Below are 12,433 nucleotides of genomic sequence, written 5' to 3'. Positions count from 1 at the left end.
GGGACCATGACGCGCGGCGGGCGAACGAAGTTCAAGGCCGATCCCGAGCGGAAATGCATCGCGACCGGCGAGGTCAACCCGAAGCGGGGGCTGATCCGTTTTGTTGCGGGGCCCGACGCGACGATATATCCTGACGTGGCCGGGAAGCTGCCCGGCCGCGGCATCTGGGTCGCCGCCGAAAGGGCGGCGCTTGAGAAGGCGGTGGCGAAGCGGCTGTTCGCCCGCGGCGCCAAGCAGGCGGTCGACGTGCCCGACACGCTGATCGCCGATACCGACGCCGCGCTGGTGCGGCGGGTGATCGACCGGCTGGCGCTGGCCCGGAAGGCGGGCGAAGCCGTGGCCGGGTACGAGAAGGTCAAGGACTGGCTCGAAAAGGATCGTGCGGCAATCCTGCTGCAGGCCTCGGACGGGTCCGACCGCGGCAAGTCGAAGCTCCACCGCCCCGGGGGCCGGGGCTCGTTTTTCGACATCCTGACCGCGTCAGAATTGGGTTTGGCATTCGGTCGGGAACGTGTGATACATGCGGCGCTTGCCGCAGGCGGACTCGCTGACGTGTTCAGGGATGACGCCGTGCGGCTATCGGGCGTTCGCGCAGACGATGACGGCGGGAAAGCTGCCGGAAAGGTGAAGAAGACCATATGAGCGAGAATGACGGCAAGAAGACCCTCGGCCTGCGCGGCGGTCCGCGCTCCGGACAGGTGAAGCAAAGCTTCTCCCACGGCCGGACGAAGAACGTCGTGGTCGAGACCAAGCGCAAGCGCGTGGTCGTGCCGAAGCCCGGTGCACAGAAATCCGGTGGCGCTGCCTCCGGCGGTCCCGTCGGGGACCCGAAACGGCGCCCCGCCGGCATCTCTGATGCCGAGCTCGAGCGCCGGATGAAGGCGCTCGCCGCCGCCAAGGCGCGCGAGTCCGAGGAGCAGGCGCAACGCGAGGCCGAGGAGAAGGCGCGTGCCGAAGAGCGCGAACGCCGCCGGGCCGAGCAGGAGGCCAAGGAGCGCGAAGAGCGCGAGCGCGAGGAAGCGCTGAAGGCCAAGGCCGAAGAGGAAGAGCGCAAGAAGCGCGAAGAGGAAGAGGCGAAGGCCCGTGCCGCGGCCAAGGCTGCGGAACCTACGCCGGCCCCGGCCCCGGCCGCGCAGCAGGAGCAGCCGCGTGGCGGCGGCAAGCCCGCGCCTGCGCGCCGCGACGACCGCGAGCGCGACCGCACGCCGAAGCCGTCCAAGGGCAAGGCCGCTGATGGACGCCGGTCTGGCAAGCTGACGCTGAACCAGGCGCTGAGTGGCGAGGGCGGTGGACGCCAGCGCTCGCTCGCCGCGATGAAGCGCAAGCAAGAGCGTGCGCGCCAGAAGGCGATGGGCGGCAAGGTCGAGCGTGAAAAGGTGCGCCGCGACGTGCAGCTGCCCGAGGCGATCGTCGTTTCGGAGCTGGCCAACCGCATGGCCGAGCGTGTGGCCGACGTGGTCAAGTCGCTGATGCAGAACGGCATCATGGCGACCCAGAACCAGACCATCGACGCCGACACCGCCGAGTTGATCATCGAAGACTTCGGCCACAACGTCGTCCGCGTCTCGGACGCTGACGTCGAGGACGTGATCGACCAGGTCGAGGACAAGCCCGAAGACATGAAGGGCCGTCCGCCGGTGATCACCGTCATGGGCCACGTCGACCACGGCAAGACCTCGCTTCTGGACGCGATCCGGAACGCCAAGGTTGTGTCGGGCGAGGCCGGCGGCATTACGCAGCACATCGGTGCCTACCAGGTCGAGACCGACAGCGGCTCGATCCTGACGTTCCTCGATACGCCGGGCCACGCGGCCTTCACGTCGATGCGGGCCCGTGGCGCGCAGGTGACGGACATCGTGGTTCTTGTGGTCGCGGCCGATGACGCGGTGATGCCGCAGACGATCGAGGCAATCAACCATGCCAAGGCGGCGAAGGTCCCGATGATCGTGGCGATCAACAAGGTCGACAAGCCGTCCGCCAACCCGGACAAGGTGCGCACCGACCTGCTTCAGCACGAGGTCATCGTAGAGAAGTTGTCGGGCGACGTGCAGGACGTCGAGGTTTCGGCCATCAGCGGTCAGGGCCTGGACGAACTGCTCGAGTCCATCGCGCTTCAGGCCGAGATTCTCGAGCTGAAGGCGAACCCGGACCGTGCCGCTCAAGGCGCCGTCATCGAGGCGCAGCTCGACGTGGGCCGCGGCCCGGTGGCCACCGTTCTGGTGCAGAACGGCACGCTGCGGCAGGGCGACATCTTCGTCGTCGGAGAGCAGTGGGGCAAGGTCCGCGCCATGGAGAACGACAAGGGCGAGCGCGTCAAGGAAGCCGGCCCGTCGGTTCCGGTCGAGGTGCTGGGTCTCAACGGTACGCCCGAGGCCGGCGACGTCCTGAACGTCGTAGAGACCGAGGCCCAGGCCCGCGAGATCGCCGAGTACCGCCAGAACGCCGCGAAGGAAAAGCGCGCGGCGGCCGGTGCGGCGACGACGCTGGAACAGCTCATGGCGAAGGCCAAAGAGGACCAGAACGTCAGCGAGATGCCGATCGTCGTGAAGGCGGACGTGCAGGGCTCGGCCGAGGCGATCGTCCAAGCGATGGAGAAGATCGGCAACGAGGAGGTGCGCGTGCGCGTGCTGCACTCGGGCGTCGGCGCCATCACGGAAAGCGACATCACGCTCGCGGAAGCCTCGGGCGCGCCGGTCTTCGGCTTCAACGTCCGGGCCAATGCGGCGGCGCGGAACACGGCGAACCAGAAGGGCGTCGAGATCCGGTACTACTCGGTGATCTACGACCTGGTGGATGACGTGAAGGCGGCTGCTTCGGGCCTGCTGTCGAACGAAATCCGCGAGAAGTTCATCGGCTACGCCGAGATCAAGGAGGTCTTCAAGGTCTCCAACGTCGGCAAGGTGGCGGGCTGCCTGGTCACCGAGGGCGTCGCGCGTCGCTCGGCAGGCGTCCGCCTGCTGCGGGACAACGTGGTGATCCACGAGGGCACGCTGAAGACACTTAAGCGCTTCAAGGACGAAGTTGCCGAGGTCCAGTCGGGCCAGGAGTGCGGCATGGCCTTCGAGAACTACGAGGACATCCGCCCGGGCGACGTCATCGAGATCTTCGAGCGGGAGGAGGTCGAGCGTACGCTCGACTGATCCCCGCGGGATCGGCACAAAAGAAAAGGGGACGGTGCCTGTCACCGTCCCCTTTCTCTTTTCCGTCCGTGGTGCCTGCTGTCAGGCGGCCTGAACCGGAAATCCGGTGAACATGCGCTGACCCACGCGGACGACGATGCGCCCGTCTTCCAGTGCACGTACCAGAAGGCCCTGCACGGAAACGCAGCTGCCGATGGTTATGGTTTTGAGCATTGTACAACCCACCCCTTGGTCTCGTGGTTCCTTTGTGGGTGAAAAATATTAACGACGCACTAATAACGGGACGTCCTTATACGAAAGCGTTACTTTTCGTGCAAAGTTGAGACAGTTTCGTTTCAGAGCCAGTCGCGCAGGATCGGGATCACCGGGACATCGGCGGGCGGCATGGGATATTTGCGCAGATCGCGCGCCTTGACCCACTTCAACGCTTGATCTTCGCGCGGGTGCGGCTGGCCGTCCCACTTCCGGCAGGCGAAAAGCGGCATCAGCAGGTGGAAATCCTCGTAGCTGTGGCTGGCGAAGGTCAGGGGGGCGAGGCAGCTTTGCCAGGTCTCGATCCCCAACTCCTCGTACAGTTCCCGGATCAGCGCGGCCTCGGGCGTCTCGCCCGGCTCGACCTTTCCGCCGGGAAATTCCCACAGGCCCGCCATGGACTTGCCGGCAGGACGCTGCGCCAGAAGAACGCGGCCGTCGCGGTCGATGAGTGCGACGGCCGAGACAAGCACCACCTTCAAGATCGGTAGTCCGCGTTGATTTCGATGTAGCGGTCCGTCAGGTCACAGGTCCACATGGTCGCCGTGCCTTCGCCCAGGCCAAGGTCGACGGCGATCACCAGCTCGTCACGTTTCATGTAGGCGGCGCCCGCTTCCTCGGTGTAGTCGGGCGAGACCCAGCCCTTCTCGGCCACCAGGATGTCGCCGAAGCGGATGGCCAGCTTGTCCCGGTCGGCCTTGGCCCCGGACTTGCCGACGGCCATGACCACACGGCCCCAGTTCGGATCCTCGCCCGCCACCGCCGTCTTGACGAGCGGTGAATTGGCTATGGCCGACGCCACCTTCCGCGCGTCGGCCGGCGTGGCCGCGCCCGTCACCTGAACCTCGACGAACTTCGTCGCGCCTTCGCCGTCGCGGACCACCTGGTGGGCGAGGTCCAGCATGACCCCGCCGAGCGCGTCCTTGAAGGCGCGCGCGTCCGCCGTTCGCAGGTCGGTGATCGGCTTGGCCCCCGACGCGCCCGTCGCCGCCAGCAAGAGCGCGTCAGACGTGGACGTGTCGCTGTCGACGGTGATGCAGTTGAACGTCTCGTCCATCAGGCCTGAGAGCATGCGCTGCAACACGGGCTGATCCACGGCGGCGTCGGTGAAGATATAGACCAGCATTGTCGCCATGTCGGGCGCGATCATGCCCGAGCCCTTGGCGATGCCGGCAATGCGCACCAATGTTCCATCGATCTCGACTTCGGCCGACGCACCCTTCGGGAACGTGTCGGTCGTCATTATCGCGCGGGCGGCGTCGGCGATACCCTCGGGCGACAGCGACGCCTTCAGGTCGTCGAGCTTCGCGGTGATCCGGTCGAAGGGCAGCGGCTCGCCGATGACACCGGTGGATGAGGTGAAGACCCGCTCGACCGGCAGGCCCATGGCCTTTCCGACGCCTTCGGCCACGCCGGTCACGGCTTTCTGGCCGTTGCTGCCGGTGAAGGCGTTGGCGTTGCCCGAGTTGACCAGGATCGCGGCGCCCTTGTCCGAGGTCTTGCCGATCTTCTCCTGGCAGTCGAGGACCGACGCCGCGCGGGTGGACGAGCGGGTGAAGACACCCGCCATTGCCGTGCCGGGGGCCAGTTCGACCAGCATCACGTCGCGCCGGTTCTTGTAGCGCACCCCGGCCTCGGCCGAGGCGAAGCGCACGCCGCCGATCTGGGGCAGATCGGGAAACGCGGCGGGCGCGAGGGGGGACACCTGCACGGCCTTGGCGGTGGCGGCGGGCTCGGCGGCCGAGAGCTTCGTCTTCAGCGAAGCCACCTTTTTCTTCAGCTTCTTCACTTGCTTCTTGCGGTTTGCCATGCCCGTCGCCCCGGTTCCCTTACTGGTCGAGCAGAGATTGGTCGCGGATCAGGGCAGGGTCAATCTGCTCTTCCGTGCGCTCGACCTCGGCCGTTTGCGTCGCCTCGGCCACTGCGGCTTGAACCGCTTCCTGCTGAAGCTCGGCGACAATTTCGGCCCGTACTTCGTCAAGCGGCGGCGCGTCCTGTTGCCGCGTCTCGTTCAGCTTGATGACGTGCCAGCCGAACTGCGTCTGCACCGGCTCCGAAATCTCGCCGGCCTCGAGGTCCATCACCGCCTGCTCGAACGGCGCGACCATCATGCCCGGACCGAACCAGCCGAGTTCGCCGCCGTTCGGGCCCGACGGACCGGTGGAGCGCTCGCGCGCGAGTTCCGCGAAGTCGGCGCCGCCTTCCAGTTCCTCGACGACCGCCTGCGCCTCTTCCTCGCTTTCAAGAAGGATGTGCGAGGCGTTGAACTCGGGCTCCGGCTCGCCGCCGGTGTAGCTGGCGTCATAGGCGGCCTGCACGGCCTCTTCCGTCACGGCGGCCTCGGCAAGTTGTTGCACGACCTGCCCGGCCAGAAGCGTCCGCCGTTCGTTGTCGAGCACGATCTCGTTGCGGGTCGACAGCCCGTCCGCTTGCTGGGCCAGCGCGGCCTGCTGGATCAGTTGCTCGACCAGCGCCTCGTAGAGCGCGTCATCCGGCATCTGCTGGTACTGCTGGGGCAGTTGCTCGCGCATGGCGACGACGTGGCCCAGCGTTATTTCGGTGTCGCCGACGGTGGCGACGACGGTTCCGGCGTCCTGGGCCGCCGCCGGCAGCGCGAACGACGCCGCCGCAACGCCCGCCAGGAGCGTGGTGCGCGTGATGAACATGGGTGTACCTTCCTTCCCGGCCGCTTCGGGCCTCGACGTTGACACTGTGTTTTGACCCCCTTACATCGCCTAGTGGCCGTGAGGGGCCGCGCATCGCGCCCTGTCTAGGACGGCCTGCCCGTCCGGGCAACCAATCCCCTCACACGACGCTGTCAGGAGAGACTATGCTGGGTTTCGGATCGCTCGCCAAAAAGGTCTTCGGCACGCCGAACGACCGCAAGATCAAGGCGACACAGCCTCTGGTCCGTAAAATCAACGAGTTCGAGCAAGAGTTCCGCGGTCTCTCCGGCGACGACCTGATCGCCCGTACCGAGAGCTTGAAGCAGCGGCACGCCGCTGGCGAAAGCCTGGACGACCTTCTGCCGGAAGCCTTTGCCAACTGCCGTGAGGCCGCGCGCCGCACGCTGGGCCTGTGGGCCTTCGACGTGCAGCTGATGGGCGGGATCTTCCTTCACCAGGGTAACATCGCCGAGATGAAGACGGGCGAGGGCAAGACGCTCGTCGCCACCTTCCCGGCCTACCTGAACGCGCTGACCGGCAAGGGTGTGCATATCGTCACGGTCAACGACTACCTGGCCAAGCGCGATGCCGAGTGGATGGGCAAGGTCTATGCCGCTCTCGGGATGACGACCGGTGTCGTCTACCCGCAGCAGCCCGAGGGCGAGAAGCGGGATGCCTATCAGGCCGACATCACCTATGCCACGAACAACGAACTGGGGTTCGACTACCTGCGCGACAACATGCGCTCGGATCTCAAGGACATGTTCCAGCGCGGCCACCACTTCGCCATCGTGGACGAGGTCGACTCGATCCTCATCGACGAGGCGCGGACGCCGCTGATCATCTCGGGCCCGTCCGAGGACCGCAGCGACCTTTATCGCACCATCGACCGCGTGATCCCGCTGCTGACCGAGGATCACTTCACCATCGACGAAAAGACCCGGAACGTCACCTTCACCGACGAGGGTAACGAGTTCCTGGAGGATCACCTGTCTGGCGCGGGCATCCTGCCCGAGGGCCACACGCTCTACGACCCCGAGTCCACCAGCATCGTCCACCACGTGAACCAGGGTCTGCGGGCGCACAAGCTGTTCCAGCGCGACAAGGACTACATCGTGCGCGACGGCCAAGTCGTTCTGATCGACGAGTTCACGGGGCGCATGATGCCGGGGCGCCGCCTGTCCGACGGCCTTCACCAGGCCATCGAGGCGAAGGAAGAGGTCGACATCCAGCCCGAAAACGTGACGCTCGCCAGCGTGACGTTCCAGAACTACTTCCGCCTTTACGAGAAGCTGTCGGGCATGACCGGCACCGCTTCGACCGAGGCGGACGAGTTCATGGAGATCTACGGCCTTGGCGTCGTCGAGGTGCCGACGAACAAGCCGATCGCGCGCGCCGACGAGGACGACGCCGTCTATCGCACGGGACGCGAGAAGTACGCCGCCATCGTGCAGGAAATCCTGAAGGCGCACGAGAAGGGCCAGCCGGTGCTCGTGGGCACGACCTCGATCGAGAAGTCCGAGGAGCTGTCGGCGCTGCTGACGAAAGAGGGCATCGAGCACAACGTCCTGAACGCCCGCCAGCACGAGCAGGAGGCGAAGATCGTCGCCGACGCCGGCAAGCTGGGCGCGGTGACCATCGCGACGAACATGGCCGGCCGCGGAACCGACATCCAGCTTGGCGGCAACGTCGAGATGAAGGTGCTCGAGGCGCTGACCGAGGACCCGGAGGCCAACCCCGACGAGGTGCGCGCCCGGATCGAGGCCGAGCACGCGGACGAGAAGAAGAAGGTGATCGAGGCCGGCGGCCTGTTCGTGCTGGCGACCGAACGCCACGAAAGCCGCCGCATCGACAACCAGCTGCGCGGCCGCTCGGGCCGCCAGGGCGACCCCGGCCGCTCGGCCTTCTTCCTCAGCCTCGAGGACGACCTGATGCGGATCTTCGGGTCCGAGCGTCTGGACAACGTGCTCAGCAAGCTGGGCATGAAGGAGGGCGAGGCCATCGCCCACCCGTGGGTCAACAAGTCGCTCGAGAAGGCGCAGGCCAAGGTCGAAGGCCGCAACTTCGACATCCGCAAGCAGCTTCTGAAGTTCGACGACGTCGTGAACGATCAGCGGAAGGTGATCTTCGGCCAGCGGCGCGAGATCATGGAGGCCACCGACGTCAACGACATCGCCGAGGACATGCGCCACCAGGTGATCGACGACATGGTGGACCAGTACGTTCCGCCGAAGACCTATGTCGACCAGTGGGACGCCGAGGGGCTCTACGTCGCCGCGATGGAGAAGCTGGGCGTCGACGTGCCGGTGATGAAGTGGGTGGAGGAAGACGGCGTCGATGCCGAGGTCATCCAAGAGCGCCTGGTCGAGGCGTCGGACAAGTTCATGGCCGACAAGGCGGCGCAGTTCGGCCCCGAGAACATGCGCTCGATCGAGAAGCAAATCCTGCTTCAAACGATCGATTCGAAGTGGCGCGAGCACATCCTGCGGCTTGAGCACCTGCGCTCCGTGGTCGGCTTCCGCGGTTATGCGCAGCGCGACCCGCTCAACGAATACAAGACCGAAGCTTTCCAGCTGTTCGAGGGTCTCCTGAACTCGCTGCGCGAGGAGGTGACGCAGAAGCTGTCGCAGATTCGCCCGCTGAGCGAGGAAGAGCAGAAGGCGATGCTGGCCCGCATCCAGGCGCAGCGCGACGCGCTCCAGTCGCAGGCCCAGGCGCAGCCGCCCCAAGGCGAGGCCGAGGCCGAAGCCGCCGCGCCCGGCTTTGTCGAAGCCGACCCCTCGACGTGGGGCAACCCCGGCCGCAACGACCTGTGTCCCTGTGGTTCGGGTAAGAAGTTCAAGCACTGCCATGGCCGCCTGAGCTGATCAACCTTCCGCGGCGCGCGCCGGAGAAAGGCCCGCGCCGCGGCAACGCACCGCCGTTCACATGCCACACGATCGGCGGAATCGGCGGCCAGGTTGCGGGGAAGACCCGGAATCATGGGAGACGTCGCCATGCTCAAAGCTCCGAACAGCAAGACGCTGCGCCGCATCTCGACGGTGGCGGCCTGCACGGCCCTCGTCGTCGGCTCGGTGCAGTTCATGCAGAGCGGCCCGGCGGGCGGACAGCCGGCCACCGCGGCACAGAGCGCCGAGGGCGCGCAGCCAGTCGAGATGGCCTATGCCCAGGCGAGTGTCGAACAGCGCTTCGACCGCGAGGTAAAGCTGCCCAAGCCGCCCGAGGCTGCGCTGCGCCCGGTGACGCTGCCGATCCCCGATCCGGTGCGCACCGCCCGCTCCGGTCCCGACCGGGCGGACGTTCCGGCGCCCGCACCCATCCTGCCCGGCCCGCTTGAGCCGCGATCGACCGGCGACTGCGACGTCACGTTCGAGGCTGACACGATCCCCGGCAGCATGGTCCTCCTGTCTCTGACTGCCCCCTGCGCCGCCGACGTGCGGGTCGAGGTCGCGCACGAGGGGCTGGTGATCGCGGAGCGCCTGTCGCAGTACGGCGGGCTTGATCTTTTGGTGCCGGCGATGACGGAGGAAGCGACCTATACCGCCCGGATCGAGGGCGAAGAGCCCGAAGAGGTCGTGGTCACGGTGACCGACCATGACGAGTACGAACACGTGGCGCTGCAATGGGCGGGCCGCGCGGGACCTCAGCTGCACGCGCTGGAGTTCGGAGCTGGTTATGGCGACGAAGGCCACCTCTGGTCCGGTGCACCGGGAGACATCATGCGCGCCGCGCATGGCAAGGGCGGCTTCCTGACCGAGCTCGGCGACCCGACCCTCGACGCGCCGCGTCAGGCGCAGGTCTACACCTTCCCGACCGGAGCGATCGAGCGCGCGGGCGACGTAGCGCTCAAAGCCGAAGTCGAAGTGACCGAGCTCTCCTGTGGTCGCGACATCACCGCCGAGGCGCTTCAACCGGACGGCACGGGCGGAGTGGAGCGCACGGCGCTCACTGTGTCGGTTCCCGACTGTGACGCCATCGGCGGCATTCTCGTGTTGAAAAACCTGCTGCAGAACCTGAAGATCGCCGGACGATGACGCCGGCAGCCGAGCACGCCATATGATCCTGCCCCGTGCGGTGCGATGCGTCGCGCTGATCCTCGGGCTGGGTGCGGCGTCCGCCGCTGCCGAGGTCGTGGAACTGCGCAGCACCGGCGGCGGGTTGAGCGTCTCGGGTGAGCTTCTAGGCTACGACGGGGCCTTCTACCGCATCCTGACCGAGCATGGCGTTCTGACGCTGGAAGGCGCCCGCGTCTCCTGCGAGGGCGCGGCCTGTCCGGACGAGCGGCAGTTTGTCGCAGACGCCACGTTCTCCGGCGCCCGCAGCATGGTCGAGGTCCTGCTGCCTGCGTTGGTGGAAAGCTTCGCCGCCCGGCAGGGCCTGACCGCCGAGCGGGCGGAGGAGGCCGGCCAGTCGCTGTTCCTGCTGCGCGACGACGGCGGTGAGGTGGTGGGTCGCTTCCGCCTGCGGGCCGGCAGTTCGGCCGAGGGCTTCGCGGATCTCGTGGCAGAGGAAGCGGACGTGGCCGTGTCGCTGCGCGAGCCCACGGCGCAGGAACGCGCAATGGCCGAAAGCGTGGGCTACGGCGATTGGCCGGCTGCGCGCTGGTCGCGCATCGTGGCGCTGGACGGGCTGGTGCCGCTGGTGTCCATCGCCAACCCGGTGACCGAGATCGACTTCAACACGCTCGCCGCACTCTTCGCCGGGAACATCACGAACTGGGCCGACCTCGGGGGGGGCGACGCGCCGGTCCGGCTGCATCTTCTGGCTCCTGATGCGACGCTGACGCAGGAATTTGTGTCGTGGGTGCTGGAGCCCGCGGGGCTGGAGCTAAGCGACGCAGTCACCCACCATGACAACGCCGCCACGTTGGCGGCCGTCGTTGCGGAGGATCCGAACGCCATCGGGATCGGTACGTTCTCGGATATCGGCAATGCGGCGCCGGTGGCTTTGGCCGGACTTTGCGGCTTCACGGCCGAGGTAACCGAGCGGACATTGAAGACCGAGGACTATCCGCTGACGGCGCCGCTGTTCCTCTTCCTCCCGCCGCGGCGGCTCCCGCTGCTGGTTCAGCAGTTCCTGGCTTATGCCACGTCGCCCGCCGCCCAGCCGGTGGTGCGGCGCTCGGGCTTCGTCGACCAATTCCCCGAGGCGGTGCCGCTGGATGCGCAGGGGCTGCGGTTCGCCAGCGCAATCGCCCGCGCGGGCGAGGATACCGGGCTGGACGAACTTCAGCGCATGGTGGCGGCGCTGTCCGGGCGGGATCGGCTGACGCTGACCTTCCGGTTCGAGAACGGCTCCAGCGAACTGGATGCGCAGTCGCGCTCAAACGTCACCCTGCTGGCGCGGGCGCTGGAGCGGGGGATCTTCGACGGCCGCGACATGCTGTTCGTTGGATTCAGCGACGGGCAGGGCCCGGCCTCGGCGAACCGGCGGCTGTCGCGGGATCGCGCACGGACGGTACGCGCGGCGGTTGAGGCGGCGCTGGGCGCGGCCGCGCTTGAGCCGGTGCGGCTGGGAACCGACGGCTTCGGTGAGGCCATGCCGATGGCCTGCGACGACAGCGCGTGGGGCCGCCAGATCAACCGGCGGGTCGAGGTCTGGCTGAAATAGTCACAGGTACCCGCTGCTGCGGAAGCTGAGCTCCGCGTTCTTTCCGACGATCAGGTGGTCGTGCAGCGTCAGTCCAAGCGCCTGGCACGCCGCATCGACCTGCGCCGTCATCGCCACGTCGGCATCGGACGGTGTTGGGTCGCCCGATGGATGGTTGTGCACGAGGATCAGGGCCGAGGCGTTCAGTTCCAACGCACGCTTTGCCACCTCGCGTGGGTAGACGGGGACATGGTCGACCGTGCCGCTCGCCTGCTCTTCGTCTGCGATCAGGGTGTTCTTGCGGTCGAGGAACAGGACGCGGAACTGCTCGGTCTCGCGGTGTGACATCGTGGTGTGGCAGTAGTCGATGACGGCGTCCCAGCTAGATATCACATGCCGCTGCATTACCCGCGCGCGCGACAGACGGTGTGCCGCAGCCTCGACGATCTTAAGTTCCTGCATCACGGCCTCTCCCACGCCATCTATCTGCCGCAGTCGGTCGGGCGGGGCAGAGATCACGCCGTTGAAGTCGGCAAAGGTGTCGAGCAGGCGGCGGCCCAAGGGCTTAACGTCGCGGCGGGGGATCGCGCGGAACAGGACCAGTTCCAGCAGCTCGTAATCCGGCATGGCGGCGGGGCCGCCCTGCATGAACCGCTCGCGCAGACGCTTCCTGTGATCGCGCAGGTAGGAAGGCGTGGGGGCGTCGTGACGGTCAGTCGCGTCGAAAAGCCCGGGCTGGGCGGCTTCATCGAACTGGGGCGGGCAGCGTGACATGTCGCCACGCTG

General features: G+C 67.0%; 10 protein-coding genes. 5 read left to right on the top strand and 5 right to left on the bottom strand.

Features of this window, described 5'->3' with window-relative positions:
• Window positions 1-6 precede the first annotated feature (6 nt).
• Entirely contained in the window at window positions 7-642 is a 636-nt protein-coding gene (locus tag BM162_RS02750) for an RNA-binding protein (protein WP_093417339.1), read from the top strand.
• Window positions 639-3,140 carry a translation initiation factor IF-2 gene (gene infB, locus BM162_RS02745; protein ID WP_093417336.1) on the top strand — a complete coding sequence of 834 codons (2,502 nt, stop codon included), beginning with the start codon at window positions 639-641 and terminating at the stop codon, window positions 3,138-3,140. Before BM162_RS02750 ends, infB begins: the two co-directional genes overlap by 4 nt.
• An 81-nt stretch (window positions 3,141-3,221) precedes the next feature.
• On the opposite strand, the gene BM162_RS23450 is transcribed toward infB, so the two are convergent.
• The 4 genes from BM162_RS23450 to BM162_RS02725 all read right to left on the bottom strand — a co-directional run bounded on the left by BM162_RS23450 (window position 3,222) and on the right by BM162_RS02725 (window position 6,058).
• Window positions 3,222-3,353, bottom strand: coding sequence for a hypothetical protein (locus BM162_RS23450; RefSeq protein WP_093417332.1), 132 nt, complete (start codon window positions 3,351-3,353; stop codon window positions 3,222-3,224).
• A gap of 122 nt (window positions 3,354-3,475) precedes the next feature.
• A complete protein-coding gene (gene mutT / locus BM162_RS02735) occupies window positions 3,476-3,874 on the bottom strand; it encodes an 8-oxo-dGTP diphosphatase MutT (protein WP_093417329.1) in 399 nt (132 codons plus the stop codon).
• Window positions 3,871-5,202: a bifunctional glutamate N-acetyltransferase/amino-acid acetyltransferase ArgJ gene (argJ, locus tag BM162_RS02730; protein ID WP_093417327.1), complete on the bottom strand. Its 1,332-nt coding sequence runs from the start codon at window positions 5,200-5,202 to the stop codon at window positions 3,871-3,873. The genes mutT and argJ overlap by 4 nt, the downstream gene beginning before the upstream one ends.
• A 19-nt stretch (window positions 5,203-5,221) precedes the next feature.
• Window positions 5,222-6,058 (bottom strand): peptidylprolyl isomerase, encoded by an 837-nt coding sequence (locus tag BM162_RS02725; protein WP_093417324.1) that lies wholly within the window; start codon window positions 6,056-6,058, stop codon window positions 5,222-5,224.
• A 164-nt stretch (window positions 6,059-6,222) separates the two neighbouring features.
• Between BM162_RS02725 and secA the strand changes: the two genes are divergently transcribed.
• The 3 genes from secA to BM162_RS02710 all read left to right on the top strand — a co-directional run bounded on the left by secA (window position 6,223) and on the right by BM162_RS02710 (window position 11,668).
• Entirely contained in the window at window positions 6,223-8,925 is a 2,703-nt protein-coding gene (gene secA, locus BM162_RS02720; RefSeq protein ID WP_093417321.1) for a preprotein translocase subunit SecA, read from the top strand.
• 129 nt (window positions 8,926-9,054) lie between these two features.
• Complete coding sequence (locus BM162_RS02715) at window positions 9,055-10,092, top strand: translocase (protein ID WP_143096102.1); 1,038 nt, start codon at window positions 9,055-9,057, stop codon at window positions 10,090-10,092.
• Between the two features lie 22 nt (window positions 10,093-10,114).
• A complete protein-coding gene (locus tag BM162_RS02710; protein WP_093417316.1) occupies window positions 10,115-11,668 on the top strand; it encodes a phosphate ABC transporter substrate-binding/OmpA family protein in 1,554 nt (517 codons plus the stop codon).
• Here BM162_RS02710 and radC read toward each other — a convergent pair whose 3' ends face one another.
• Window positions 11,669-12,421 (bottom strand): RadC family protein, encoded by a 753-nt coding sequence (radC, locus tag BM162_RS02705; RefSeq protein WP_093417314.1) that lies wholly within the window; start codon window positions 12,419-12,421, stop codon window positions 11,669-11,671. It abuts the gene before it with no gap.
• Window positions 12,422-12,433: the final 12 nt, after the last annotated feature.

The organism is Tranquillimonas alkanivorans (genome assembly GCF_900115595.1).
Taxonomy (GTDB): Bacteria; Pseudomonadota; Alphaproteobacteria; order Rhodobacterales; family Rhodobacteraceae; genus Tranquillimonas; species Tranquillimonas alkanivorans.
This window is presented reverse-complemented; position numbering and strand designations above follow the sequence as displayed.

Bases quoted from the DNA above. Each gene is read 5' to 3' on its own strand.
- BM162_RS23450 (WP_093417332.1), bottom strand. From the start codon at position 3,353: ATGCTCAAAACCATAACCATCGGCAGCTGCGTTTCCGTGCAGGGCCTT.
- secA (WP_093417321.1), top strand. From the start codon at position 6,223: ATGCTGGGTTTCGGATCGCTCGCCAAAAAGGTCTTCGGCACGCCGAAC.
- BM162_RS02715 (WP_143096102.1), top strand. From the start codon at position 9,055: ATGCTCAAAGCTCCGAACAGCAAGACGCTGCGCCGCATCTCGACGGTG.
- infB (WP_093417336.1), top strand. From the start codon at position 639: ATGAGCGAGAATGACGGCAAGAAGACCCTCGGCCTGCGCGGCGGTCCG.
- BM162_RS02710 (WP_093417316.1), top strand. From the start codon at position 10,115: ATGATCCTGCCCCGTGCGGTGCGATGCGTCGCGCTGATCCTCGGGCTG.
- BM162_RS02725 (WP_093417324.1), bottom strand. From the start codon at position 6,058: ATGTTCATCACGCGCACCACGCTCCTGGCGGGCGTTGCGGCGGCGTCG.
- argJ (WP_093417327.1), bottom strand. From the start codon at position 5,202: ATGGCAAACCGCAAGAAGCAAGTGAAGAAGCTGAAGAAAAAGGTGGCT.
- radC (WP_093417314.1), bottom strand. From the start codon at position 12,421: ATGTCACGCTGCCCGCCCCAGTTCGATGAAGCCGCCCAGCCCGGGCTT.
- BM162_RS02750 (WP_093417339.1), top strand. From the start codon at position 7: ATGACGCGCGGCGGGCGAACGAAGTTCAAGGCCGATCCCGAGCGGAAA.